At 67.0% G+C, this 24,779-nt stretch carries 28 protein-coding genes, 1 tRNA gene and 1 pseudogene; 15 read left to right on the top strand and 15 right to left on the bottom strand.

The window, feature by feature from the left end; genetic code table 11:
• Positions 1–6: 6 nt before the first annotated feature.
• The 3 genes and pseudogenes from VED21_RS14480 to VED21_RS14470 all read left to right on the top strand — a co-directional run.
• Positions 7–237 (top strand): annotated as a pseudogene (locus tag VED21_RS14480) (transposase domain-containing protein); the annotation flags it as partial.
• 6 nt (positions 238–243) lie between these two features.
• Positions 244–456: a hypothetical protein gene (locus tag VED21_RS14475; RefSeq protein WP_324883119.1), complete on the top strand. Its 213-nt coding sequence runs from the start codon at positions 244–246 to the stop codon at positions 454–456.
• Between the two features lie 42 nt (positions 457–498).
• A complete protein-coding gene (locus VED21_RS14470) occupies positions 499–1,065 on the top strand; it encodes a site-specific integrase (protein ID WP_324883117.1) in 567 nt (188 codons plus the stop codon).
• 9 nt (positions 1,066–1,074) lie between these two features.
• Here VED21_RS14470 and VED21_RS14465 read toward each other — a convergent pair whose 3' ends face one another.
• The 11 genes from VED21_RS14465 to VED21_RS14415 all read right to left on the bottom strand — a co-directional run bounded on the left by VED21_RS14465 (position 1,075) and on the right by VED21_RS14415 (position 12,549).
• On the bottom strand, positions 1,075–1,974 hold the full coding sequence (locus tag VED21_RS14465; protein WP_324883134.1) for a restriction endonuclease: 900 nt from the start codon (positions 1,972–1,974) through the stop codon (positions 1,075–1,077).
• Between the two features lie 73 nt (positions 1,975–2,047).
• Positions 2,048–2,668 carry a hypothetical protein gene (locus tag VED21_RS14460; RefSeq protein WP_324883115.1) on the bottom strand — a complete coding sequence of 207 codons (621 nt, stop codon included), beginning with the start codon at positions 2,666–2,668 and terminating at the stop codon, positions 2,048–2,050.
• A gap of 130 nt (positions 2,669–2,798) precedes the next feature.
• Positions 2,799–3,539, bottom strand: a complete 741-nt coding sequence (locus tag VED21_RS14455) for a SprT family zinc-dependent metalloprotease (protein WP_324883114.1) — start codon at positions 3,537–3,539, stop codon at positions 2,799–2,801.
• Between the two features lie 4 nt (positions 3,540–3,543).
• Entirely contained in the window at positions 3,544–6,567 is a 3,024-nt protein-coding gene (locus tag VED21_RS14450) for a type I restriction endonuclease subunit R (RefSeq protein ID WP_324883112.1), read from the bottom strand.
• Between the two features lie 24 nt (positions 6,568–6,591).
• On the bottom strand, positions 6,592–7,848 hold the full coding sequence (locus VED21_RS14445; protein ID WP_324883110.1) for a restriction endonuclease subunit S: 1,257 nt from the start codon (positions 7,846–7,848) through the stop codon (positions 6,592–6,594).
• The gene (locus VED21_RS14440; RefSeq protein ID WP_324883108.1) at positions 7,845–8,867 is read right to left on the bottom strand and encodes a virulence RhuM family protein; all 1,023 of its coding nucleotides are present in this window, start codon (positions 8,865–8,867) and stop codon (positions 7,845–7,847) included. The genes VED21_RS14445 and VED21_RS14440 overlap by 4 nt, the downstream gene beginning before the upstream one ends.
• 7 nt (positions 8,868–8,874) lie before the next feature.
• Positions 8,875–10,374 carry a type I restriction-modification system subunit M gene (locus VED21_RS14435; RefSeq protein WP_324883106.1) on the bottom strand — a complete coding sequence of 500 codons (1,500 nt, stop codon included), beginning with the start codon at positions 10,372–10,374 and terminating at the stop codon, positions 8,875–8,877.
• Between the two features lie 109 nt (positions 10,375–10,483).
• A complete protein-coding gene (locus tag VED21_RS14430) occupies positions 10,484–10,933 on the bottom strand; it encodes an IS1096 element passenger TnpR family protein (protein ID WP_324883104.1) in 450 nt (149 codons plus the stop codon).
• 36 nt (positions 10,934–10,969) lie between these two features.
• Positions 10,970–11,839 (bottom strand): hypothetical protein, encoded by an 870-nt coding sequence (locus VED21_RS14425; RefSeq protein WP_324883102.1) that lies wholly within the window; start codon positions 11,837–11,839, stop codon positions 10,970–10,972.
• A 46-nt stretch (positions 11,840–11,885) separates the two neighbouring features.
• A complete protein-coding gene (locus VED21_RS14420; RefSeq protein WP_324883100.1) occupies positions 11,886–12,296 on the bottom strand; it encodes a DUF6538 domain-containing protein in 411 nt (136 codons plus the stop codon).
• A gap of 177 nt (positions 12,297–12,473) precedes the next feature.
• A tRNA-Ala gene (locus VED21_RS14415) sits at positions 12,474–12,549 on the bottom strand.
• A gap of 185 nt (positions 12,550–12,734) precedes the next feature.
• On the opposite strand from VED21_RS14415, the gene VED21_RS14410 reads away from it, so the two are divergent.
• The 5 genes from VED21_RS14410 to VED21_RS14390 all read left to right on the top strand — a co-directional run bounded on the left by VED21_RS14410 (position 12,735) and on the right by VED21_RS14390 (position 16,726).
• A complete protein-coding gene (locus tag VED21_RS14410) occupies positions 12,735–13,031 on the top strand; it encodes a YggT family protein (protein ID WP_324883098.1) in 297 nt (98 codons plus the stop codon).
• A complete protein-coding gene (locus VED21_RS14405) occupies positions 13,028–13,345 on the top strand; it encodes a DUF167 domain-containing protein (RefSeq protein WP_324883096.1) in 318 nt (105 codons plus the stop codon). Before VED21_RS14410 ends, VED21_RS14405 begins: the two co-directional genes overlap by 4 nt.
• Before the next feature lie 8 nt (positions 13,346–13,353).
• Positions 13,354–14,256 (top strand): bifunctional methylenetetrahydrofolate dehydrogenase/methenyltetrahydrofolate cyclohydrolase FolD, encoded by a 903-nt coding sequence (folD, locus tag VED21_RS14400; protein ID WP_324883094.1) that lies wholly within the window; start codon positions 13,354–13,356, stop codon positions 14,254–14,256.
• A 25-nt stretch (positions 14,257–14,281) separates the two neighbouring features.
• Positions 14,282–15,271 carry a magnesium transporter CorA family protein gene (locus tag VED21_RS14395; protein ID WP_324883092.1) on the top strand — a complete coding sequence of 330 codons (990 nt, stop codon included), beginning with the start codon at positions 14,282–14,284 and terminating at the stop codon, positions 15,269–15,271.
• Positions 15,272–15,340: 69 nt separating this feature from the next.
• Entirely contained in the window at positions 15,341–16,726 is a 1,386-nt protein-coding gene (locus VED21_RS14390; protein ID WP_324883090.1) for an ATP-binding protein, read from the top strand.
• A 2-nt stretch (positions 16,727–16,728) separates the two neighbouring features.
• Here VED21_RS14390 and VED21_RS14385 read toward each other — a convergent pair whose 3' ends face one another.
• Positions 16,729–17,031 carry a 4a-hydroxytetrahydrobiopterin dehydratase gene (locus tag VED21_RS14385; RefSeq protein WP_324883088.1) on the bottom strand — a complete coding sequence of 101 codons (303 nt, stop codon included), beginning with the start codon at positions 17,029–17,031 and terminating at the stop codon, positions 16,729–16,731.
• 87 nt (positions 17,032–17,118) lie between these two features.
• On the opposite strand from VED21_RS14385, the gene VED21_RS14380 reads away from it, so the two are divergent.
• The 4 genes from VED21_RS14380 to VED21_RS14365 all read left to right on the top strand — a co-directional run bounded on the left by VED21_RS14380 (position 17,119) and on the right by VED21_RS14365 (position 20,373).
• Complete coding sequence (locus tag VED21_RS14380) at positions 17,119–17,535, top strand: metallopeptidase family protein (RefSeq protein ID WP_324883086.1); 417 nt, start codon at positions 17,119–17,121, stop codon at positions 17,533–17,535.
• Positions 17,536–17,553: 18 nt separating this feature from the next.
• The gene (locus VED21_RS14375; protein ID WP_324883132.1) at positions 17,554–18,309 is read left to right on the top strand and encodes a class I SAM-dependent methyltransferase; all 756 of its coding nucleotides are present in this window, start codon (positions 17,554–17,556) and stop codon (positions 18,307–18,309) included.
• Positions 18,310–18,378: 69 nt separating this feature from the next.
• Positions 18,379–18,612, top strand: a complete 234-nt coding sequence (locus VED21_RS14370) for a hypothetical protein (RefSeq protein WP_324883084.1) — start codon at positions 18,379–18,381, stop codon at positions 18,610–18,612.
• Positions 18,613–18,825: 213 nt separating this feature from the next.
• Complete coding sequence (locus VED21_RS14365; protein ID WP_324883082.1) at positions 18,826–20,373, top strand: HD domain-containing phosphohydrolase; 1,548 nt, start codon at positions 18,826–18,828, stop codon at positions 20,371–20,373.
• Here the strand turns inward: VED21_RS14365 and VED21_RS14360 are convergent.
• Positions 20,370–20,948, bottom strand: coding sequence for a uracil-DNA glycosylase family protein (locus VED21_RS14360; protein WP_324883080.1), 579 nt, complete (start codon positions 20,946–20,948; stop codon positions 20,370–20,372). The two genes, VED21_RS14365 and VED21_RS14360, sit on opposite strands and share 4 nt — an antisense overlap.
• 9 nt (positions 20,949–20,957) lie before the next feature.
• Positions 20,958–21,689 (bottom strand): Sir2 family NAD+-dependent deacetylase, encoded by a 732-nt coding sequence (gene cobB, locus VED21_RS14355; RefSeq protein ID WP_324883078.1) that lies wholly within the window; start codon positions 21,687–21,689, stop codon positions 20,958–20,960.
• An 85-nt stretch (positions 21,690–21,774) separates the two neighbouring features.
• Between cobB and VED21_RS14350 the strand changes: the two genes are divergently transcribed.
• From VED21_RS14350 to VED21_RS14340, 3 genes are all read left to right on the top strand, one after another.
• Positions 21,775–22,248 carry a low molecular weight protein-tyrosine-phosphatase gene (locus VED21_RS14350; RefSeq protein ID WP_324883076.1) on the top strand — a complete coding sequence of 158 codons (474 nt, stop codon included), beginning with the start codon at positions 21,775–21,777 and terminating at the stop codon, positions 22,246–22,248.
• Positions 22,245–23,093, top strand: coding sequence for a fructosamine kinase family protein (locus VED21_RS14345; protein ID WP_324883074.1), 849 nt, complete (start codon positions 22,245–22,247; stop codon positions 23,091–23,093). Before VED21_RS14350 ends, VED21_RS14345 begins: the two co-directional genes overlap by 4 nt.
• Before the next feature lie 81 nt (positions 23,094–23,174).
• Positions 23,175–24,359: a sensor histidine kinase gene (locus VED21_RS14340; RefSeq protein WP_324883072.1), complete on the top strand. Its 1,185-nt coding sequence runs from the start codon at positions 23,175–23,177 to the stop codon at positions 24,357–24,359.
• A 65-nt stretch (positions 24,360–24,424) separates the two neighbouring features.
• On the opposite strand, the gene trxA is transcribed toward VED21_RS14340, so the two are convergent.
• Complete coding sequence (gene trxA / locus VED21_RS14335; RefSeq protein WP_324883070.1) at positions 24,425–24,748, bottom strand: thioredoxin TrxA; 324 nt, start codon at positions 24,746–24,748, stop codon at positions 24,425–24,427.
• Positions 24,749–24,779 lie beyond the last annotated feature (31 nt).

Here is a 24,779-nt window from a genome sequence, read left to right as displayed (position 1 = left end):
AATGAACGCACCATCGCCCTCGGCAGGAAAGCGTGGCTGTTCTGCGGATCGGATCGCGGCGGACAGCGCGCTGCCGCGATGTACAGCCTGATCGTGACCGCCAAGATGAACGACATCGATCCCCAGGCGTGGCTGGCCGACGTCCTGGCCCGCATCAACGATCTGCCGCAGACCAGGCTGCACGAGTTGTTGCCCTGGGAATGGAAGCGGTTGCACGACACAACCACAGCGACCTGACGGACCATGGCCAGAACCCGCAACCTCGTGACCATGGAGCGTGTCGCTGAGACCCTTGGCGAAGACGTCGATTGGCTGATCGACATCGCCATCGAGTTGGAGCCGGAGGACGGTTGCCTGACCGTGTTCGGCCCAGGCGAGCAGTGGTTCTACGCCCTGACCGAGGACGGCGTCGAGAACCTCAAGGAACTGATCCAAATCCACCGAACGCGACGCTGACCGCTTCGATCCGCATCCGCGTCACTCACCGGATGCGTACGCTTGTTCTCGGGCATGCGGCTCAACGAGATCTGCCAGATGAACACCGAGGATGTCCGGGTAATCGACGGCACTCTGTGCTTCGTCGTCACGGCCGAGGCGATCAAGGGGACCGACGATAAGCGGCTCAAGACCGGCAGCAGCGAGCGGGTCATCCCGGTCCATCCGACGCTGCTCGCGGCGGGATTCGAGGAATACGTCAGCGAGCAGCGGCGAAAGAGGAACGCCAAACTGTTTCCGGAACTACTTCCGGCAAAAACCGGATATTACTCCGACGTATTCTCGAAGTGGTTTCGTCGCTTCCTTCAGAAAGCAGGAGCATCGGCGGGCCGGACTTGCTTCCATAGCTTCCGCCACAATTTCCGCGATGCTCTCCGGGAGGCTCGGGTTGAACGCGAGCTTGCACTGGCTCTTGGCGGTTGGGCCGGTGACAACGGCGATATGGGCTCGGAAAGTGCCGAGTTCTACGGCCGGGGGTTCCGGGCATCCACCCTTCTGGAGGCGATCTCCAAAGTCGGCTACCCGGAACTGGACCTTGGCCACCTGATGCTCGCCCCGTTCCCGGCGTAGGCCCGGCTGCTACTCGAAGAAGTCCTCGTCCACCCTCTTGATGTGCAGGGTCTCCTCGATCCTGCATCCGACCTCGTGCCGGATCATGAGCTTGGCCAGTTGGATTCCGTCGATCAGCACGATGCGGGTGCCCAACCGGTCGGCCGTCTCCCTTGCCGACGCGGTGAAGGCCGAGGTGGTGACGAACAGCCCCTTGGTCGCCTTGAACAGGTTCAGGCTGCCGAAGAAGTCGCGGATCGCTCCCGCCCCGACGGTGTTGCCGTCGGCGTACCGCTTGGCCTGAACATAGACCCGGTCCAACCCGAGCGGGTCCTGGTCGATGACGCCGTCCACGCCGTCGTCGCCAGACTTCCCGACCAGAGCCTTGTCGAGTTCCGTGACCGAACCGCCATAGCCCATGGTGATCAGCAGGTGGACCACGGTCTTCTCGAAGAAGGCAGGCGTGCCGGATCGCACCCGCTGGAGGATCTCCTCCGCCAGCGACTCCTCGATCCGCAGATGGGCCTGCCGCATCACCTCATCGGGGGTCAAGGGACTCTCGGCGACCGGCAGCACGACCTCGGCACTCTGAGCAGCCTCAGCCGTTTCCGCCTCGCCGTCGCGGAAGCCCTTGAAGCTTGGGAATTGCTCCAGGAAGCGGATGGTGATCCGCTCCGGCGGCGAGTTCAGCACGTCCCGGCCTGCCGGCGTGATGCGGAAATGTGCCCGCCGGGTGAGGTCCACCAGCCCGGCTTTGGTCAAGTAGCTCTTCGCCCAGTGGACCCGGTTGGCGAAGGTCGTCTGCCGCCCCGACGGCAGAAGCTGGGCTCGTTCCTCGTCGGTTAAGGCGAACACGTCGGCAAGCTGGTCCACCACATCGCCGATGCGAACCTCGCCACCCCCGGCGGTGGTCTTCAGCACGGGGAGCATCAGGGCCTGGAAGTCAGGAATAGGCACAGATTTAGTCCTTCAACCCGATTGTCTCTCGCCAACGAAAACACTACTAGAAGTAACATTGCTCTTCATGCTCAGCATCTGCCAAAATCTGACGAATTCTTATTTGAGTGTCGATGGGAAGCCTTTCAAAGGCAGCCGCCGCTTCTTGCCGGAATTCTTCATCGTTTCGCCCATAGTAACTCGGGTGCATCAGACGGATGACCGGTATCCCATGAAAGACCGCGGGATGCTCGGCAATCCAATTTCGGACAGCTTCTCCAAGCGGAATTACCGCAAGCGGCTGCCATTCCCGAATTTCGCGAGTCAGATGCAGTTCTACACAACGATCCACCGTTTGTGGCGAGGCCATCCCGTCACCCGGTGTAGTACACTTAAAAAGCTCCGTAAAAACGGCGAACCTCATAGCGACTTCAGTCGGTACATTGAGGAAGGCGGAAACCTGTAATTTCAGCTTACGATGGAAGCCTCGTCTCGGTCTGTTAAATTGCTCATCTAGAAAAGCACGATGAACGTCGAGAACATTACGAGGATGATTCACTGCGTAATACCCAGGCGGTTCGAGTAACCCACCCCTCCCGCCTCCAGGATTCATCGCCAAGAACATCAACACTGGCTCTCCTGGCTGAGCATCTGAATAAAAGCCACGGGGAATGTAGCGGTCGTCCACTCTCGGGTTGGTATTGGCATTAAGAACATCGTTGCAGGGAGCCCGACACGAGACGCAAGGCTCATAGAGATCCTCGAACGGGGGCATCGCTTGCTCTCCTATAGCGGTACGCAATTGTCGGGAATGGCCATCAGGTCGGCTCCACGCGTCGCAACGTCAGGAAATGCTCGTTCTGGTCCAGCCAAGCCTTCCTGGCCTCCCAGTCCGGCAGGATGGTTCCGACCAGCCCCCAGAAGGAGCGGTCATGATTGCGGTGCCGCAGATGGCAGAGTTCATGGACCACCGCGTATTCCAGCACCGTCCGGGGGGCGAAGACCAACTGCCAGTTCAGGTTCACGACGCGGTCGATCCCGCAGCTTCCCCAGACGTGCTTCTGGTCCTTGACCAGGACATCCTTCGGCTTCAGCCCGTTCGGCTCGCCGTGCCGGCGGACGAGGTCGGCGACATCCTGGCGGAGCCGCTTCCTCAGCCACAGCCGCAACGCCGACTCGATCAGGTCATCGTGGAAGGAAGGAGCGACAGACTGCGGGCAGCCGACCAGGAAGCCGTTGCGGTAGGCGACGCTCACCAGCGTGTCGTCGCTCGGCTCGACCCGCAGCCGCATAAGCCGGCCGCGGTAGGGGATCTTGGCCCCGCTGACGAACCGCCGGACGGCGTTGGAGTGGGCCATCCGCTCGGCCATGTTGCGGGTCTGCTCGTACAGCCATGCCCGGCGGCGATGGAGCACGCCGGCAATCTCGTCCTCGGTGGCGGCAGTGGGCACGACCACCTCGACGCTGTCCGGGGTGACGGTGATGCGTGCCCGCGTCGCCGCGTCGGAGCGACGCAGGACATAGGGGATCTCGACGCTGCCGACCGTCAGCATGGGCATGGGATCAGACCTTGGCGAACTGCTTGAGGGCGAATTCCTCGACCTGCTCGGAAACCTCCTTGAGGTTCCCCAGGCCGAATTCGTGGGCCAAGCCGCGGACCTGCTGCCGCAGCGACCTCCGCAGCCCCTCCTTCTCCTGCCACAGCCGCGGGGCGGTCGCATCATCCTCGTAGAGGGCGGCGATCCGCTCCGCCAGCCCATCCGCTCCTTCACCGGCATTGAAGGCCAGGAGGATCTGGAGGATGCCGTAAGCCCCCTGCGACATCCCGGCGTCCTCATGGGCGGTCGCCTCGGCCTCCAGATCCTTGGCGAGGTCCTCCGCCATCTTCAGGGTGTCGGCCCAGGAAAGCTGGGCACCCTCCAGCTTCTCCAGCAACTCCCGCAGCCGGTCGGAGAATTTGCCGTATTGGTGGGCGTTCTGGCCCAGCCGCTCGTAGACGACCTTGCGGAGTTCGGTGGTCTTGCGGATCGCCGCAGTCTTGAGGTCGTCCTCCGTCTTGCCCTCGACCTTGAAGTCCTCCCAGAACTCCGGGTCGGTGATGTGGCGGAGCTTCACCGTGACGCTCAACCCGGTGGCGTCGAGGTGGCGTTCCAGCATGTCGCGGATCTTGCGGCTGTAGGACCGCTGGTCGAACGCCTCCCGCTTCTCGATGGCCTGGGTGGCGTACTGGAGGAACAGGGCCACCCACTTCAGATCAGCGGTGAACTCCAGCACGCAGGGGTCCGGGCTGACAGCCTCGTACAGGCCGATGAACTCGCGGGCCGCCTTGCGGAAATCGATCCACAGTTTCTCGTCGGGTTTCAACCGGGCGACAAGCTGGTCGAACTCGGCCTTCAGGCTGTCCTTGTCGATCCGCCCGCCGGCCCGCTTCACCCCCTTCATCATGTGGAGCACGGCGGCGTGGGCGGCCCGAAGCTGGTTGCGGAGGTCGTCCAGATCCCGCATGGCGTTGCGGACATCGTCGGCCCGGTAGGAGGCCAGAGCCTTGTCCAGATGGGCCGATACGCCGATGTAGTCGACGATCAGCCCGTTCCGTTTGCGGGCGTCGGCGACCCGGTTGGTGCGGGCGATGGCCTGGAGCAGGCCGTGCTCCTTCAGCGGCTTGTCGAGATACATGACGGATTCGACAGGGGCGTCGAACCCGGTCAGCAGCTTGTCGCAGACGATCAGAAAGTCCGGCCGAACGCCCTTCTTGCCGAACGCCTTCTTCACGTCGATCTCGGCCTTGTCGTCCAGATAATGGGCCACAAGGTCGTCGCGGATCGACTGCGTGTACGCGTCCTCGCTCGGCTTCGCGTCCTCCTGCGATGACGAGTAGACACAGGCCGACATGTCCGCCGCCATCGCCTGGGCGTCCTCGGCGGGCATGCCCTCGGCCACCAGATCGGCGGCGATGACCGCATCCAAGGCCCGCTTGTAGAGGATGACCGCCTCGCGGTCGAAGGCGACGATCTGGGCCTTGAAGCCGTCGGGGCGGGCATATTCCTTGAAGTGGGTCCAGATGTCGTAGGCGATCAGGGCGATCCGCTTCGGATGCTTGACCAGATCGGCGACCGTCACGCCCCGCTTCTTCAGTTCAGCCAGCTTGTCGTCCGGCAGGTCGGCGAACCACTGGTCGAACAGGATGTCGATTTTGGCCTCGTCGATATGCCAGTCGGTCTTGCGGCCGGTGTAGTAGATCGGCACCGTCGCCCCGTCGGCCACGGCGTCGTCGATGCCGTACTTGTCGAGATAGCCCTCGCCGACCACGCCGAAGTTGGCGTAGGTGTCCTTGTCGTCCTTCTTGATCGGCGTGCCGGTGAAGCCGAAGAAGCGGGCGTCGGGCAGCGTCTTCCGCAAAAAGGCCCCGAGGTCCTTTTCCTGGGTGCGGTGGGCCTCGTCCACCATGACGATCCAGGTGGCGGAGTTCGCGACCGCCTCTTCTGATCCCTGGAACTTGAAGATGGTCGAGAGGGCCATCAACCCGTCGGTCCGACCGTCCATCAACGTCCGCAGATCGCGGATGCTCTCGACCGGCGTCGGGTTCGGCAGGCCGCAGGCGGTGAAGGTGGTGGTGATCTGGGTGTGCAGGTCCACCCGGTCGGTCAGCACCAGGATGTTGGGGTTGGTCAGTTCGGGCGACTCCACCGTCCGGTGGGTCTTCAGCTTCAGGGCGGCGAAGACCATGGTCAGCGACTTGCCCGACCCCTGGGTGTGCCAGACCAGTCCCCGACGGTGCCGGTTCTCCACCACCCGCTCGACGATCTTGTTGACCGCCCGGAACTGCTGGTAGCGGCACATCTTCTTGACGATGCCCTCCTCGGTCTTCTCGAACACCACGAAGTGGGCGATCAGGTCGAGCAGGCGGGACGGCTCCAGCAGGCACCACAGCCCCTTGGACAATTCGTCGGTGAAATCGGACGCCAAGCGGGGCCACGGGTCCCGCCACGCCGCGAAGAACTTCGACGGGCTGCCGGTGGAGCCGTAGAGGCAGTTGGTGCCGTCGGTGACGATGTTGAAGACGTTGGACAGGAACAGCCGGGGGATGTCCCGCTCATACTGCCGGATCTGGTCGAACGCCTCGCCGGTCTTGTCCTTATGGTTGATCGGGCTTTTGCACTCGATCACCACCACCGGGAAGCCGTTCAGGTGGATCACCACGTCGGGAATCCGGGTCCGTTCGGCCTTGACGCGGAACTGGTGGGTGACGGTCAGCCGGTTGTTGGCCGGGTTGGCGAAATCGACCACCCGCAGGGTCCGCCGCGTCGCCTCCCCCTGCACCGGCCGGCTGAAATCGCCGCGGAGCTTTTTGAGCCACACTTCGTTGTCGGTGACCGACACGAGGTCGGCATAGGCGGCCTGGGCGTCGGCCAGGGAGACGCCGTTGATCCGCTGGATGGCCTCGACGAGGTGGGGGCGGAACAGCACCTGATTCTCGCCGTCCCGCAGCCCGGCATGCTCCTCCGGCGGGACGAAGTAGTAACCCATGGCCTCAAGGCAGGCGATGGTAGGTTGCTCGGCGAGGTGCCATTCCATGCCCTGAGCCACGGTGCTGCTCCCTGTGGTCGTTGGTTATAAAGCGGGAGATAAGGCGTCGGCGGAGACCCGCTTACGGCCGGTCAGGAGGTTGGACATGAGGGCGGCTTTGGTCTGTTCCAGTTGAGCCAATGCGTCCGAAGCCGACCGTTCCGCGAGGGCGTGTGCGGCGACCTGTTGTACGATTCTTTCCTGCTCTTCCTTCCCAGGCAACAGAACCGGGAAATCCTTTACCTGCGTGGAGTTGATCGAAGCCAAATTCGTGGTTTGCTTCGCACAACTCAGGAAATAGCTCTTCCCATGTGCTGATGCGGTCAACGCGGCCAGAAACTCTGAAACAAGGAGTTCCTGATCGGGACGAACCGCAAAGACATGGTTCTGATGCAGACAGACAGGCACTTGGCCTTTCCATACATCACCTCGGCCGAGCTTGTCGAAATCCCCGCCTTCGGTCATCAGCACGTCTCCGGGGCGGAGACTGTACCGCTCCACCTGTGATGCCGAGACCGTGATGGTCTTCAACTCCGTAAGATCAATATGGCCGTCCTGGACATTTGCGACCCTCAGATAGGGAAGTTCGACCGGGTCCTGGATGTCCTTTTTGCCTTTGGCGACTCCGGTCTGGACGTGGGCCACGGTCCTGAGGGGCACAACTTCCCATTTTTCGGGGATCAAACCGAACTCGGTCTGTTTGAAGTGGCCATGCCCCATGCCCCTAGTCAGCAGGCGATTCAGAACACCCTGTTTGACCTTGCCGGACTGCTCGATGACCGCCCGCGTGGTTTCAATGGCTTCGTCTATGCTGGATAGAATTTCCGCAATACGCCTTTGTTCGCGAAGAGGCGGAAGACAAAGTGGAAGCTTCAGGAATTCCTTCTGACCAAGCGTCTTGTTCCGACCAGCACCACCGGGCGAGGCGAGAGCAAGCAACTCCCTTCCCCGCTCAGTCTTGAAGAAATGCAGGACGTAATCAACATCCGCCAAACCACTTTTGGGCCGGTACATTGGGAACCGATGGGAAGCTATCTTCCCAACATCTTCAACTGTCGTGCGACCGACAGCACGCTCCCAGGCGAAGACGATGTTGAGGATGAAACAGTCAGGCTGAATCCAGAAAACCCGCTTCTCGCCGAGAACGGCCCCCGACACCGGTTCCTTGTCGAACAAGCCCTTCCCATGGGACCGGATGCCGATCTCTTGGTAGATTTTGGACGGGTCAACAACTACAGGATCTGCCACCCGCTCAAGAACCTCACCAACGGTCGTTTGGGTCCACTCCTCCTGCACCCTCATCGCCCGCTTCCCTTCCGGGCCTTCGACACCTCGACCTCGATGGCCTTCAGTTCCTCCAGGTCCGCGGCGTCGGCGGCGATGGCATCCTGCTGCTTCCGCTGCCGGTCGAACTCGTCGTAGCGGTCGTAGGCGATGCGTTTCATGGCGTCATGGCTGATCCGGCCGTTCCCGTTGAGGAGCGGTCGTTCGTTGAAGGTGATGAAGCGGTCCACATAGGCCCGCCAGTCGTCCAGGGTCAGGTGCTTCCGCTGGCTCACCCGGTCCTCGGCATAGTCGAGGAACATGGTGACGATGCGGTTCAGTTCGGTGATCTCCCCGGCGGAGAGATAGTTCTTCGCCACGATCACGTCGGCCTTGCGGACTCGGGCACCGGTCCAGCTTTGCAGGTTCATGTTGGGCTTGCCGGGATCGGACCGGGCCACCACCAGTTCGGCGGCGGTGTGGCCGGTGACGGCGTGCAGCAGCTTGTTCTGAACCTCGGCGAAGAACAGGGCCGCCGCTCCCTGGTCGTCGCGGTAGTCCTGCGACAGGGCGAACAGGTCGCGGATCTTCTGGTAGAACCGCTTCTCCGACGCCCGGATGTCGCGGATGCGTTCGAGCAGTTCGTCGAAATAGTCCCAGCCGCTGGGGTTCTTCAGGCGTTCGTCGTTCATGACGAAGCCCTTGACCAGATACTCGGCCAGCGTCGCCGTCGCCCATTGCCGGAACTGGACGCCCCGCGGCGAGCGGACGCGGTAGCCGACGGCCAGGATCATGTCCAGGCGGTACAGCTTGATGGTCCGGGAGACCTGCCGCCGCCCCTCGGTTTGAACTGTCAAATTATCTTTGACAGTTGCCTCCGCCGCCACCTCGCCCTCGGCGAGAATGTTGCGGATGTGGTGGCTAATGGCCTGTTTCGAGGTCTGGTAAAGCTCCGCGATCTCGATCTGATTCATCCAGACGGTGCCGTCCAGCTTGGTCAGCCGGAACTCGGCGGAACCATCGTCGGTCCGGTAGAGAATGACTTCGCCTTCCGACATGGCGTTCTCAAGCCCCGCCCGGCAGGTAGCCGAGTTCCCGCAAGAACCCCATCATCCGGGCCTCTGCGGCGTCCCGCTGCTCCCGCAGTTCCAGGAGCTTCTGGACCTCCTCGGCCACGTCCAGGTCCTCCTCCTCCTCGGTCAGGTGCACATAGCGGCTGATGTTGAGGTTGTGGTCGTTGCCGGCGATCTCCGCCATCGGCACCACGCGGGCAAGCCGGTCCACGTCGGCGTAATCGTGATACGCCTTGGCGAGCGTGGCGACGTTGGCGTCGGACAGGTAGTTCTGGGCCTTGCCTTCGATGAACTGTTCGGCCCCATTGACGAACAGCACCTTCCCCCGGCGGTCCTTCGGCTTGGACTTGCGGACGATCAGGATGCAGGCGGGAATTCCGGCCCCGTAGAACAAGTTGGGGGCGAGGCCGATCACCGCCTCGATCAGGTCGTCCTTCAACAGGCCCTCGCGGATGCGGCCCTCCGCCCCGCCACGGAACAGGATGCCGTGCGGCAGCACCACCCCCAGCATGCCGTCCTGCTTCAGACTGGCGATCATATGCTGAACGAAGGCGAGGTCGGCGTAGGACTTGGGCGGGCAGCCGTAGCGGTCGCGGCCGAACTTGTCGCCCTTGCTCCAGACCTCGTGCCCCCAGGCTTTCAGGGAAAAGGGCGGATTCGCCAACACCCGGTCGAACGTGCGGATCGCCTTGGTGCCGTCGCCGGTCAGATGTTTCGGGTCGAGCAGCGTGTCGCCACGGGCGATATTGAAGTCCTGAATGTCATGCAGAAACAGGTTCATCTGGGCGATGGCCCAGGTGTTCAGGTTCTTTTCTTGCCCGAACAGGGTCAGGCTGCGGGCGTTCTTACCCTGCCGCTCCAGATGGTGGACGGCTTCCAGCAGCATGCCGCCCGATCCACAGGTGGGGTCGTAGATCGTCATGCCCTCCTCGGGCCGCAGGCACTCCACCAGCAGCCGCACCACCATCTTGGGGGTGTAGAACTCGCCGCCCTTCTTGCCGGAATCGTCGGCGAACCGCTCGATCAGGTATTCGTACGCCTGCCCCAGAACGTCCGGCTCCACGTCGGCGTTGCGGAGACGATGCTTCTCGAAATGCTGGAGCAGCTTCTCAAGTGAAGCGTCGGGGAACCGTTCCTTGTTGTTGAAGTCCACATCCTGGAAAACGCCCCGCAGGCGATGGTTGGCGTCTTCGACGGCGTGGAACGCGGCGTTCAGTTGCTCGCCGATGTTGGTCGTGTGCGTCCGCACGTCCTTCCAGAACCGTCCCTCGGGGATGTGGAAGCGATGCTCGTCCGGGTCGGCGGCCAGAGCGGCGTCGCCGTACTTGGCCATCCGCTCCTCGTACTCCTCCTCCCACACGTCGCAGAGCCGCTTGTAGAACAGCAACCCGAAGATGTAGTGCTTGTAGTCCGCCGAATCGACGGAGCCCCGCAGGATGTCGGCGGCCTTCCACAGGTGGGATTCAAGCTGGTCCAGGGTCAGAACGGCCATCGCAAGCCCAACGTCTCTTCAAAAGTGTGCAAAACGGCGGTACTCTATCAGACCGGGTGCGGCAGGCAACGGCGTTGACCGGGAGCGGGGCTGCGGCGAGGTAGCCGGCTCAGTCCTCCTCGTCGAAGTCGTCGTCGGGGTCCGGGTACTGGGGCGGGGCCTTGCCGACCGACGCGACCACCCTTGGGTAGCGTTTGCGTGGCTCCCGCTCGCCGAGGGCCAGGACCTCGACCCGGAACCGCCACTCGTCCCCGTAGTCGAACAGGAACGTCATCGCCTTTCCAACCTTCGGAAACGCCTGGGCCACCGTCGTCTGCTTGACGCTGAGGGAGTCGCCGCCCTCGCCCATGTCGGCGAAGAGTTCGTATCGGGGCTTGGCGTCGTAGATGTTGCCGGTGAGCTTGGGGAAGAACCCGAAGGCGTGGTCCAGGTCAAAGGCGTAGGCCCGGACGATGGCCTCGGCGAGGTCGTAGAGGGAGCGGTCGCTCGGGATTTCGATGTCCCGGTAGAGCTTGGGCCGAAGGGCGGCCCGGATGATATGGGTGGCGGCTTCGGCCATGGCGTTACTCTCCTGTCGGTGCAGCGGCCCGCCGCGTCACGCTTGCGGCAGGCTTTCCCGGATATCGGGGACGCCGGCCAGGAAGATGGCGTCGGGCTGGTGGTTGACGTAGGCGAGGAAGATGTACTCGTTCCAGTGGTTGGCGGTCGGGCCGAACTTCAGCAGGGCTTCGGCGTCCACGGCTTTCCGGCCGCCGGCCGCGGTCATCCGGGCGACCTCGCGGGCGATGTAGTCCAGGAACCGCTGCTCCGTCCCGTCCAGCACCACGTAGGGCGTGGTGACCGCCACATGGTGGCCGATGTCCGGGACCGGCGGGGGCAGCAGGCGGATGTACCAGAGTTGGCCCGGTTCCCCGAGATACCCCGCCACCGGATGGCACCGCAGGACTTGGCCGGTTACGATGTCCTTCAATAGCACCAGCGGGCCGTCCAGGCCCATGTGGACGTAGAACCCCATGCGGGACTCCTGCATCGGCCGGACGATGTCGGCGATCCAGGCCGGCATGCCGGTGGTCTCCGCCACCCGCAGGATGCAGGTTCCCATGGTTTCCCGGCTGGCCCCGAACTGAAGGTCGAAGAAGGCCCACATATTGAAATAGCTTGCCGTGAGCGGGCTGATCGGCGGCCCGTCCGGCACGTACTCGTCCTCGGCCTTCGCCACCGCCTTGGCGTACGCCTTCGCCTCGGGCATGGCGGAGATCGCCTCGGCGAACATCGACACCAGCGTCAGCCCCTGTGCGTAGAAGGCGGGGTCGTAGCCCTGCTCGACGAGGTCCTTGAACCGACTGCCGTCGAGACCGGCCTCAAGGGCACGCTCCCGGCTCGCCCGAAACGCGGACAGGTCGATGACGTTCGACCGGATCTGCGTCGCCACCTTCCGGGCGATCTTATCGGCGACGCTTCCCATGAGGGCTCCTGCTTCCCGATCTCGTGACCACGGAACGTAGGGATGCCTATCGGTCGGTGCTATGTCCAGACAGACAGGCCGGCACCACCGCCTCCGCGGCGACTGGTTGGGCGGCGTGGAGTTTTTCGGCGATGCGGCTTGCCAGCAGGTCGAGGTCGATGTGGATGGCTGGGCCGGTGGGATCGGGCAGGACGGTGTTGGCCGTCACCGAGGGGGCGGCGGGCGGCGGGCAGGCCCTGTCGCACGCGGCGTGGGCCGGGTCGCTTCCGGTGCCCCCGCGAGCCGCATCGAACAGGCCCTCGATCTCGAAGGCCACCTTGCGGGCCGCCCGGATGGCGTCGGGGTAGTTGCTGGTCCTGAGGGAGCGATTGATGTGCGTCCGGCCCAGAACCGCCTGGAGGTCGGCCGGGACGCGGGTTCGGAATTGCCAGACGGCTCCCCGCAGCCACAGCCCCAAGGGACGCCGCTTGGGCGACAGGGATGTGCGACACCCAGGACGGGCTGAAACGGTGAATTTTGAAGGGGATGGAGGCGATTCGGCCAACGCCGCGTGCGACAGGGCGGTGTCACACCGCGGGGAATTCCGCCGCTTCCGGGCGAATTCCTGTGTCGCATCAATGCCTTGAGGAGGAATTGGTGGAGCCGAGGAGGATCGAACTCCCGACCTACGCATTGCGAACGCGTCGCTCTCCCAGCTGAGCTACGGCCCCACCGCACCGTGTTCCGGCGTGGGCGGGATAATGGTCATCCGACCTGCCCGTGTCAAGCACCGAAAATCGCATTCGCGACGAAGCCCGTTCCGCCTTGAACGCGGCCGTGCGGCGGCCCACTTGCCAGCGTCCGGGAGGGCGTTTAGGGTGCGCCGCGTACCGCACAGGTGGAGGCCGGGCCGATCATGCAGCCGCTCATCGTCACGCTTTTCGAACTCCTCTACATCATCCTCGACCTGTTCAAGTGGGTGCTGCTGATTGGCATCGTCATCAGCTGGCTGATCGCCTTCAACGTGATCAACACCCGCAACCGCTTCGTCTACATGGTGATGGACTTCTTCGAGCGGGTGACGGAGCCGGTGCTGCGGCCGATCCGCAACGTCATGCCGAACCTGGGCGGCATCGACATCTCGCCGATCATCGCGCTCTTGGGCGTGTGGTTCCTGCAGAGCCTGATCGTGCGCTATGGGATGATGATGTGAGCGCTTCGCCGTTCGAGGCCGTGGCGGACGGCGTGCGGGTGACGCTGCGGGTGACGCCGAAGGCGTCGCGCAACGCGGTGTCCGGGCTGGCCGACACGGCGGCGGGCGGCAAGGCGCTGAAGGTTTCCGTCACCGCCGTGCCGGAAGACGGCAAGGCCAACGACGCTGTCATAAAACTGTTGTCGAAGCTGTGGCATGTACCGAAGACGGCGATCACCGTCGCCGCCGGCGCCACCGACCGCAACAAGATCCTGCACGTGGCCGGCGACCCGGCCGATCTCCTGCGCCGCATGGGCGCATCCCTGGACGAGTGAGGTTTCCCATGGCTGAGGCGAAGATCATCGACGGCAAGGCCTTCGCGGCGGGGCTGCGCGCCCGCGTGGCGCAGGGCGTGGCCGACCTGAAGGCCAGCCATGGCGTCACCCCCGGCTTGGCCGTGGTGCTGGTGGGCGAGGATCCGGCCAGCCAAGTCTACGTCCGCTCCAAGGAGAAGGCGCTGGTCGAGCTGGGCATGAACTCCTTCGACCACCACCAGCCGGCGGACATGAGCGAGGCCGACCTGCTGGCGCTGATCGACCGGCTGAACGCCGATCCGGCGGTGCACGGCATCCTCGTCCAGCTGCCGCTGCCCAAACACATGGACACCCAGAAGGTGCTGGGCCGGATCGCGCCGGAGAAGGACGCCGACGGCTTCCACGTGGTGAACGCCGGCCTGCTGGCCACCGGCCAGAAGGGGGCCACCATCCCCTGCACGCCGCTGGGCTGCCTGCTGCTGATCCGCGACGTGCTGGGGCGCGACCTGTCGGGCAAGCGGGCGCTGGTCATCGGCCGCTCCAACATCGTCGGCAAGCCGATGGCGCAGCTGCTGCTCCAGGCCGACTGCACGGTGACCATGGCGCATTCGCGCACCAAGGATCTGGCCGAGGAATGCCGGCGCGCCGACATCGTCGTGGCCGCCGTGGGCCGGGCGGAGATGGTGCGCGGCGACTGGATCAAGCCGGGCGCCGTCGTCATCGACGTCGGCATGAACCGCATCGCGGCCGGCGAGGGCAAGACGAAGCTGGTCGGCGACGTGGCCTACGACGAGGCGAAGCGGGTGGCCGGTGCCATCACGCCGGTGCCGGGTGGTGTGGGTCCGATGACCATCGCCTGCCTGATGCTGAACACGCTGACCTCCGCCTGCCGCGCCGCCGGCGCGCCGATCCCGGCCGAGGCGGCCCTGTGACAGCCGTGCCGCCGGAGGCGGCGTCATGATCACGACGTACGCCCGTTCGGGCGGGCGGGTCGTCGAACAGCCGTTCGTGATCGGCGACCCGCTGCCCGAGGGCACGGTGTGGATCGACCTGCTGCGCCCGAGCGAGGCGGAGCGCGCCGCCGTCGGCGCGCTGACCGGCTGCGACCTCCCCACCCGCGAGGAGATGAAGGAGATCGAGGCCTCCAGCCAGCTCTACGTGGAGGGCGAGGCGGTCTACCTGACCACGCCGGTCATCGCGCGGGCCGACACGCCGCACCCGGAGCAGGGCGAGCTGACCTTCGTGCTGACGCCGCGGCACATGATCACGTTGCGCTACACCGAGCCGCGTTCGGTCGCCACCTTCGCCGCCCGCACCGGCCGCCAGCCGGAACTGCTGGCGAGTGCGGAGGACGCGCTTCTGGGCATCCTCGACGCCGTCATCGACCGCGTGGCCGACGTGCTGGAGCTGATCGGCGGGCGCATCGACACGCTGTCCACCCGCATCTTCGACGAATCGCTGGACGCCCGTCCCGCCGGCCGCGCGAAGAAGCCGGCGGAGCTGCAGGACGTGCTGCGCGGCATCGGGCGCGCCGGCGACCTGACGCACAAGGTGCGCGACAGCCTCGCCGGCCTCGACCGCCTCGTGGCGTTCCTGACCTCGGTCGCCGCCGGGCGGTTGAGCAAGGAGCAGAAGGTGGCGCTGAAGACGCTGACGCGCGACCTGCGCTCGCTGAACGAGCACGCCGGGTTCCTGGCGCACGAGGCCAACTTCCTGCTCGACGCCACGCTGGGCCTGATCAACATCGAGCAGAACAACATCATCAAGATCTTCTCGGTCGTCGCCGTCGCCTTCCTGCCGCCGACGCTGATCGCGTCCGCCTACGGCATGAACTTCGAGTTCATGCCCGAGCTGCATTGGCAGTACGGCTATCCCATGGCGATCGCGCTGATGGTGCTCTCCGGCCTGCTGCCGCTCTGGTACTTCAAGCGGCGGGGCTGGCTGTAGCGGGCGTTGCGCTGCCTATCCCTTCGGGATACAATTAAGATCACTCTGTTGATCTTTTCTTTGGGCGGCATGCGAACCCTCGACGAGGCCGATGGTCTGGCGCGTCTGGCGCTGGACAATCCGTGGTGGCGGACCGGCGCGGTCGAGGCCGATGTCGCGGCGCTGCCGCGCCGGGCCTTCTTCGAGGCGTTCTTCAGCCGGGTGAACCGGCCGGGCGGCGGGGTGCCGCTGCGGCTCGCCGGGCCGCGGCGGGTGGGCAAGAGCGTGCTGATCCGCCAGACCATCGCCCGCCTGCTCGACGCCGGGACCGACCCGCGCGCCATCGTCTACGTGCCGCTGGACGCCCCGACGCTGCACGTCCTGCCGCTCGGCCGGTTGGCGGACGCTGTGGAGGGGGCTGGCTTCCTGTTCCTCGACGGTCTGCACCACCTGCGCGACGGGGAGGCGGCGGCGGTGGCGCTGGCCGCCGCGCGGCCATCCTTACGAGTTGTCGCCAGCGTGGCCGGCGGGGCGGCACCGCGCCCGCGTGATGCCAACCTGTTCATCCTGCCGCCGCTGACCTTCTGTGAATACCTGCGTTTCACCGGCGCCGAGCGCGACCTGATCGAACCGATGTTCTTCGGCAAGGGCACGCCCATGTACGTGGTGCGCGACATGGCGGCGCTGAACGAGCGCTTCGTGCACTACGTCAACGGCGGGGGCTTTCCGGAGGCGGTGCTGCTGCGCCCAGTGCCCGGCGACGCAGCGCGCCACCTGCGCGACGGCGTGCTGACGGCGCTGCTGCACCAGGACCTGCCGGGCCTGACCGGCATCGCCAGCACGCCGGAGCTGAATGCGCTGTTCGCCCTGCTGGCCCGCAACACCGGGCGGGAGGTGTCGATCGAGGCGATCGCGGAGCGCGCGGGCATCGCCAAGAACACGGTGCGCCGCTACCTCGATTACCTGGAGGCGTCGTTCCTCATCATCCGCATGGGGCGTGTCCATCCGGAGGGCGGTCGGTTCCAGCGCATGCGCACCTTCAAGGTGCACCTGACCGCCCCCTGCCTCTACGCCGCGCTGTTCGGGCCGGTGACCGCCGACGACCCGCTGTTCCCGGCGCTGGCCGAGAGCGCCATCATCGGCCAGTGGCTGGCCTCGGCCGACCTGCCGAACATCGTCTACGCCCGCCTGCCCGAAGGCTCCGTCGACCTTGTGGCGCTGGCGCCCGACACCGGGCGCCCGGCCTGGGCCTGCGCGCTGCCGGGAACGGACGAATCCGTGGCTGGCGACGCTACGATCAACGGGCTGATCCAATTTTCCCGGCGCAACGCGCCGCTGCGCTGGATCGGCGCCACCACGCGCACGCAGGCGGCGCTGAAGGCGCACGACGGCGTCGAGGTTTGGCACCGCCCGGCCAGCCAGTATTGCTACGAGGTTGGCCGGAGGGTATCTGAGGAAGTAGGATCTCTTACCTGATCTTACCGGTCGTGCTGCGGGGCGATCTGGTCCAGGCGGTGGGCGAAGTCCACGTCCTTCTGCGTCACGCCGTCGAAGGCACGGGTGTAGAGGATCACCTCGACGCGGCCCTCGTCGTTGAACCATTCCGGGCAGTGGTCGCGCTTCACGGCCAGCAGCGCCACCTGGCTCATGAAGCCCCAGGCGGTCGGGAAGTCCGGGAAATGGTAGGTCTTGCGGATGGCGTCGCGCTCCAGGACCTCCGACCAACCGTGCAGTTCCTTCAGCGCCGTCTGCCGCTTGGCGCCGACCAGCTTCTCGGCCATCGGGGGTCTCCTTCCATCGCGTTTCTTAAGGGGATCCCGACTTACCCGCGCTTGGCCCGGGGGTCAAGCTCCGCTAGGCTGCGCGGCATGAGCCAGACCCGTGCCCGCCCCTTCACCGTCCCGCCGTCGCTGGCCGATTTCGAGGCGATGGCCGCCGAGGCGTTCGACACCATCCCGCCGGAACTGCGCGCGCCCGTCGGCGACGTGCTGATCCGCATCGAGGAGTTCCCCGACGAGGAGACCGAGGCGGAGATGGAATTGGAAAGCCCGTTCGACCTGCTGGGTCTCTATCGCGGCGTCGATCTGCTGCGGCAGAGCGTGGCGGACGTGCGCACCCGCCCCGACGCCATCTTTCTCTACCGCCGGCCGATCCTGGATTACTGGTGCGAGACCGGCGAGGACCTCTTCCACGTCATCCGCCACGTCCTGATCCACGAGATCGGCCACCATTTCGGCTTCTCCGACGACGACATGGACCGGATCGAACAGAGCCTGCCGGATTAAGGACCAAGGGTGACCACCATGGACATGGACCGCTTCTTCACCCTGCACGACGGCCTGCCGCGCCAGGCGCCCGGTTCCGACGCGATCACGCAGGACGCGCTGCGCCGCCTGCGCCCCTACGGCCTGCCGGACGATCCGGTGGTGCTGGACATCGGCTGCGGTCCCGGCCGCTCGCTGATGATGCTGGCGCGGGTCACCGGCGGGCGCGTCACCGGCATCGACGTGCACCCGCCCTTCCTGGCCGAGGCGCAGCGGCGCATCAACGAGGCCGGCCTGGGCCGGCGCGTGTGGGCCGAGCGCTGCTCGATGACCGACCTGGGCGGCTACCCGCCCGGCATGTTCGACCTGCTGTGGGGCGAGGGCTCCATCTACATCGTCGGCTTCGCCGAGGGGCTGGAGCGCTGGCGCCACCTGCTGAAGCCCGGCGGGCTGGCCGCCTTCACCGAGCTGACGTGGCTGACCGAGAACCCGCCGGCCGACGCGCGGGCATTCTGGGCCGATGCCTATCCCCGCATGGCGACCGAGGCCGCCAACCGCGCGGCCGCGGAGCGCGCCGGATACCGCGTGCTGGACACCTTCACCCTGCCGGCGTCGGCGTGGTGGGACGAGTACTACGGCCCGCTGGAAGCCCGCATCGGGGAGTTCCGCGAGCGCTACGCGCACGACGAGGCGTGGACGGCGGTGCTCGACGCGTCGCAGGCGGAAATCGACCTCTACCGCCGTTTCGGCGCCAGCTACGGCTACGTCTTCTACCTGTTGCAGCGCGGGGGCTGAGTCCGGGGCCGGGCACAATCGGCGGTGCCGGCCGTTTCCTTCCTGATCGAAGGCAACGAGGATGGATCGATGACCCGAGTGCACCGGATGGCCGCCGTGGCCGCGCTGCTGCTTCTGCCCGCGCTGGCGGCGTGCGACGACCAGCAGACCGCCGAGAAGACCGGGCAGGAGATCGGCCGCGCCGTCGACCAGACGGCCGAGCGCGCGGGCGAGGTGGCGGGCGACGCGGCGCGCGAAGCCGGCCGCTGGCTGCAGGACGCCGGCCGCTCCCTGGAACGCGAGGCGAAGGGCGCCAAGGAGTAACGTGTCGCCGTGAGAGACGATGGCGGACACGGATTCAGGAGATGAACTTTTAATCCGTGTCCATCCGTGCAAAATCCGTGTGCATCCGTGTCTCAAAACCCGTCCCCGAGCGCGGCTGTCCGGGAAAGGGTTTCAGGGGTGCGGCGGTGTGGGCGTACCCGGCGGCGGGCGTTTGTGGGATAATGGCCGTCCGGTCTCTCGCCGGAGGGTCCCGTGTCCCCGCTTCCCGCCGCTCCAGCCGCCCCCGTCATCGCGTCCGACGGTGAACTCCTGCACCGGCTGTTCGACAGTCTGCCGGTGCTGGTCGCCTACATGGACGCCGACTTCACGTTCCTGAAGGTCAACCGGCTGTACGCCGAAGCGGACGGGCGGGCGGAGGACTTCTTCCCCGGCCGCAACCACTTCGACCTCTACCCCGACGCCGAGAACGAGCGGATATTCCGCCGTGTCGTCGCGACCGGCGAGCCGTATCGCGCCTACGCCAAGCCCTTCGAGTACGCCGGCCATCCGGAGCGCGGCACCAGCTGGTGGGACTGGATCCTCCAGCCCGTGCGCGATCCGGACGGGCGTGTCGGCGGCGTGGTCTTCAGCCTGATCGACGTCACGCCCCGCGTGCGCGCCGAACGGGCCGCCGCCGAGGCCGCGGCGGCGTACGAGGCCGAGCGGCGGGCCGCCGACGGCCGGCTGCGCCGCCTGCTGCGCGCCCACCGGGCGCTCAGCGGCTGCAACCAGACGATCATCCACGCCACGGACGAGGATTCGCTGCTGCGCGACATGTGCCGCGTGCTGGTGGAGGCCGGCGGCTACCCGCAGGTCTGCGTGGCCACCGACGGCGACGGCCTGCCGGACGAGCGGGACGCCCTGGTCTGCTGGGGCGAGCGGCCGGACGCCGCAATCGGCGCCGCGGTGGCTTGGGAACAGCGCGACGGCCTGCCGCTGCTGAAGGGGCGCCCGTTGCGGCTTGCGCGGCTCACCGGCGCGGACGGCGCGCCGGCTGGCACGGCCGCCGCCCTGCCGCTGGCCGGCGAGCGGGGTGAGCTGTTCGGCCATCTGTTCATCTGGGGCATGGCGGAGGACGGCTTCACGCCGGAGGAGCTGGACCTGCTGAGCGAACTGGCCGCCGACCTTGCCTTCGGCCTGTCGGTGCTGCGCCTGCGCGCCGACCAGCGCCGCTCGGCCGAGCGGCAGGAGCAGGCGCTGGAGCAGACCATCCAGGCGGTCGCCGCCACCGTGGAGATGCGCGATCCTTACACGGCCGGGCACCAGCGCCGCGTCGCCCTGCTGGCGCGTGCCATCGCCGAGGCGCTGCACCTGCCGGACGAGGAGGTGAAGGGGATCGCCATGGCCGGTGCCGTGCACGACATCGGCAAGGTCTGCGTCCCGGCGGAGATCCTGACCCGCTCCGGCCGGCTGACGCCGGCGGAATACCGGCTGATCCAGTCGCACGCCGAGGCCGGGTGGGAGATCCTGCGGCCGGTGGACGCGCCTTGGCCGCTGGCCGCCCTGGTGCGCCAGCACCACGAGCGCTGGAACGGCACCGGCTACCCGCAGGGTCTGGCGGGGGAGGAGATCCTTCTGGGTGCGCGCATCATCGCCGTGGCCGACGTGGTGGAGGCGATGGCCTGCCACCGCCCCTACCGCCCGGCGCTGGGCATCGACGCCGCCCTGCAGGAGATCGCGAAGAACCGCGGCACCTTCTACGACCCGCACGTCGTCGACGCCTGCCTCGCCGTGTTCCGCGAGGGGCGGGTGGTGCTTTAAAGCGCCGCCACCCGCCGCCGCAGTTCGGGCACCAATTCCGCCTCGAACCACGGGTTTCGCCTCAGCCACGCCGTGTTCCGCCAGCTTGGATGCGGAAGCGGAATGAACTCCGGCGCGTAGTCCCGCCATGCCGCCACGGTGTCGGTCATCGTGCGCTTGCGGCGCTCGCCCAGGTAGTGCGCTTGCGCGTAGCTGCCGATCAGCAGCATCAGCCGCACCCCGGCGAAGGCCGGGCGCAGCCGCGGGTGCCACAGCGGGCCGCATTCCGGGCGCGGCGGATAGTCGCCGCCCTTCGGATTGGTGCCGGGGAAGCACAGACCCATGGGCAGCACGGCGATGCGGGATTCGTCGTAGAACCGCTCCCGGTCCATGTCCAGCCATTGGCGCAGCCGGTCGCCGGACGGGTCGTTCCACGGGATGCCGGTGGCGTGCACGCGGGCACCCGGCGCCTGCCCGACGATCAGAAGCCGTGCGGCGGGGCTGCCGCGCAGCACCGGCCGGCAGCCGTGCGGCAAGTGCGCCGCGCACAGCCGGCAGGCGCGCGCCTCCTCCATCAAGCTATAAAGTTCCGTCATCGAAACGATTTAGGCACCGAGCTGCGCGTCGTCCAGCAGGCGGCGGACGAAGGCCGGGATCACGGTGCTGGCGGGGCCGTGGATGGCCTCGGCGAACTGGGTGGCGCCGGCCGAGGGTTCCAAGTTCAGCTCCACTGTATGGGCGCCGCCGTGGCGCGCCTCGGCCACGAAGCCGGCGGCCGGGTAGACGTTGCCCGATGTACCGATCGACACGAACAGGTCGCAGTCGGCCAGCGCGGCCTGGATCCGCTCCATGTGGTAGGGCATCTCGCCGAACCAGACTACGTCCGGGCGCAGGCCGCCCTTGCGCGTGCAGTGCAGGCAGACATCGTCCACCGACAGGTCGTGCCGGCAGTCCTGCACCGTGCGGCAGTGGGCGCAGACGGCCTTCAGCAGCTCGCCGTGCATGTGCACGAGGTTGCGGCTGCCGGCGCGCTCGTGCAGGTCGTCGATGTTCTGCGTCACCACCATCACCGCGCCGCGCCAGCGCCGCTCCAGCTCGGCCAGGGCGGCGTGCGCGGGGTTCGGCTGGATCGCCGGGTCGAGCAGGCCGCGGCGGCGGGCGTTGTAGAAGTCGTGCACGCGCTTCGGGTTGCGGGCGAAGGCCTCGGGCGTCGCTACGTCCTCGATGCGCACGGTGGCCCAGATGCCGTCGGCGTCGCGGAAGGTGTGCAGCCCGGATTCGCGGGAGATCCCGGCGCCGGTGAGCACGACGATGGAGGAATTGGGCAGCAGGCGCATCGGGGGTCCCGCGGGTTGGCGGCTGGCGGTCGGGCGAGAAAGCCTGTTACATCGGTGCGGGGGAAGCCAAATCCAAGGAGGGGGGATGGTCAAGGTCCTGTTCGTCTGCACAGGCAACATCTGCCGCTCGCCGACGGCGGAGGGCGTGTTCCGCGCCATGGTGCGCGACGCCGGGCTGGACGGCCGTATCGCCACGGATTCCGCCGGCACGCACGGCTATCACGTGGGCGAGGCGCCCGACCGCCGCAGCCAGGCGGCGGCGAAACGCCGCGGGGTCGACCTGTCCGACCTGCGCGCGCGCCGCGTGAGCGTGGAGGACTTCCGCCGCTTCGACTACATGCTGGCCATGGACCAGGGCCATCTGGCGGAGCTGAAGCGCCTTGCGCCGCCGGACTCGGCGGCCGAGGTGCGCCTGTTCATGGACTACGCCCCCGACGCGCCGAAGCGCGAGGTGCCGGACCCGTACTATGGCGAAGGCAGCCACTTCGACGAGGTGCTCGACCTCGTGGAAGCCGCCTCGCGGGGCCTGCTGGAGCACATCCGGCGGGAGAGGCTGTGATCCCGGCGGCCGTCCGCTCCCTCATCGAATCCGTCACCGGCCAGCCGGTCACCGTCGTGCGGCCGCTGTCGTCCGGGCACAACGCCAGCGTGCACACGGTCACGCTGGGCGACGGGCGGCGGCTGGTCGCCAAGGTGGGGCGGGGGCTGGAGCCGGAGGGCTTCATGCTGCGCTACCTTGCCGAACACTCGCGCCTGCCGGTGCCGGCCGTGCATTACGGCGACGACGCGCTGCTGCTGATGGACCACGTCGAAGGCGGCGGCACCCTCACCGCGGCGGCGGAGGAGCATGCGGCGGAGCTGGTGGCCGAATTGCATGGCATCAAGGCACCCCGCTACGGCTTCGCGCGCGACACGCTGATCGGACCGCTGCCGCAGCCGAATGCGGAAAGCGACGACTGGATCGCCTTCTTCCGCGAACGGCGCCTGCTGCACATGGCGCGCGCGGCGCTGGAGGAGGGGCGCATCGACATCGGCTTGATGGCGGGGATCGAACGGCTGGCGGCGCGCCTGCCGGAGCTGATCGGCGAGCCGGCCCCACCGTCCCTGATCCACGGCGACCTGTGGGGCGGCAACATCCTGGCGTCCGGCGGGCGCATCGCCGGCTTCATCGATCCGGCGCTGTACCACGCCGACCCGGAGGTGGAGCTGGCCTTCACCACGCTGTTCGGCACCTTCGGCGAGGCGTTCTTCCGCCGCTACGGCGCGCTCCGCCCGTTGCGTCCGGGCTTCTTCGAGGTGCGGCGGGACCTGTACAACCTGTATCCGCTGCTGGTGCATGTGCGCCTTTTCGGCGGCTCCTACGCCGGCGCGGTGGCACGCACGGTCCGCCGCTTCGCCGGCTAGACGGGAGGCATGCGAACAACCCAGGGTGACACGCCGCGCGGATGCGCTATGGTGTCCGGTGACCAGCCACGGAGCCCCGGCTTGAGCGCGCAGACCCCGCCCGGCGTCCTCGACGGCGTCGCCCTTTTCGACGAGTTCACGCCCGCCGAGCGCGAGGCGCTGGCGTCGCGCGGGCGCGTCGTGACCGTCGAGCCGGGCACCGTCCTGGTGCACGAGGGCGAAGAGGCCGACGCGCTCTACGTCATCCTGGAGGGCGAGGTCCGCGTGCTGCGCCGCGACCCGGCCGGCAACCGGGTGGAGCTGGCGCGTCGCCGCACCGGCCAATGCTTCGGCGAGATGGCGCTGATCGACGGCGGCCTGCGTTCCGCCACCATCGAGACGGCGACCTTCTGCCGGCTGTTCGCGCTGCAGCGCGACGTGTTCCTGGAGGTGGTCTCGCCGGCACCGCACCTGCTGCGCAAGCTGCTGCGCGACCTTAGTTTCAAGATCCGCGACTCCTCCGAACGGCTGGTGCGGGAGGACCTGGAGGGGCGCATGCGCGCGGCGGAGGCCGAACTGGCCCGCCACCGCGCCATCGTCCAGGCGGTCACCGGCTTGGCGCACGAGCTGAACACGCCGCTGGGCGTCTGCGTCACCGCCGCCAGCCACATCGAGGCGATGGCCAGCTCCGGCGACGGCGCGCTGGCCGAGCCGGCGACGCTGTTGCGCGACAACCTTGCCCGCGCCGTGGCGCTGGTGGAGGCCTTCACCGCCATCGCCGCCAGCCACCACGCCGGCCCGCCGGAGGACGTGGACCTTGCCGAGGTGTGCGAACACGCCGCAGCGCTGTTCGCCATGGAACGGCCGGACGCCGGCTTGACCGTCGCCGTGCGCACCGGTGCCGCCCGGCCCTGGCGCGGCCACCGCGACCACCTGGAATGCGTGCTGGCCGAGCTGTTCGCCAACGCCGCCGCGCACGCCTACCCGCCGGGTGCGGGCGGGCCGGTGACCATCACGGTGGGGGAGGGCACGGTGGGCGAGGGCGCCATCGGCCACCGCCCGGCCTGGACCATCGCCGTGCGCGACGAGGGCGCCGGCATCGCGGCGGAGGCGCTGCCGAAGCTGTTCGACGCCTTCTACACCACGGCGCGCGGGCGTGGGCACAAGGGGCTGGGCCTGACGGTGGCCTACAACACGCTGACCGGCCCGCTGGCTGGCCGCATCCGCGTCGACGCCACGCCGGGCGCCGGCACGACGGTGACGCTGACCGTGCCGCGGGTGGTATAGGCCCGAAAAACGAAAACCCCGCCCACCGGGCAGGGTTCTCAGGGCGGCGGCGGTGGGGTTCGTCCTTACAGGACCGACTCGATCCACTGCTTCAGCGCACCCTTCGGCATGGCGCCGATCTTGGTGGCGGCGACGTTGCCGTCCTTGAACACCATCAGCGTCGGGATGCCGCGCACGCCGTACTTGGTCGGCGTGTTCTGGTTCTCATCGATGTTCAGCTTGGCGATGGTCAGCTTGCCCTCCAGCTCCCCGGCGATCTCGTCGAGCGCGGGGGCGATCATCTTGCAGGGGCCGCACCACTCCGCCCAGAAATCGACCAGGACGGGACCGGGCGCCTTGAGGACGTCCGCGTCGAAGCTAGCGTCGGTGACCTTGATGGTGCTGCTCATGGTGCCTCTTGCGTAAATCGGGGGCGTGGCC

The sequence above is a fragment of the Azospirillum sp. genome (genome assembly GCF_035627195.1).
Lineage (GTDB): Bacteria > Pseudomonadota > Alphaproteobacteria > Azospirillales > Azospirillaceae > Azospirillum.
Note: the sequence above shows the minus strand (reverse complement) of the source record. Positions and strands in the feature narration are given on the sequence as shown.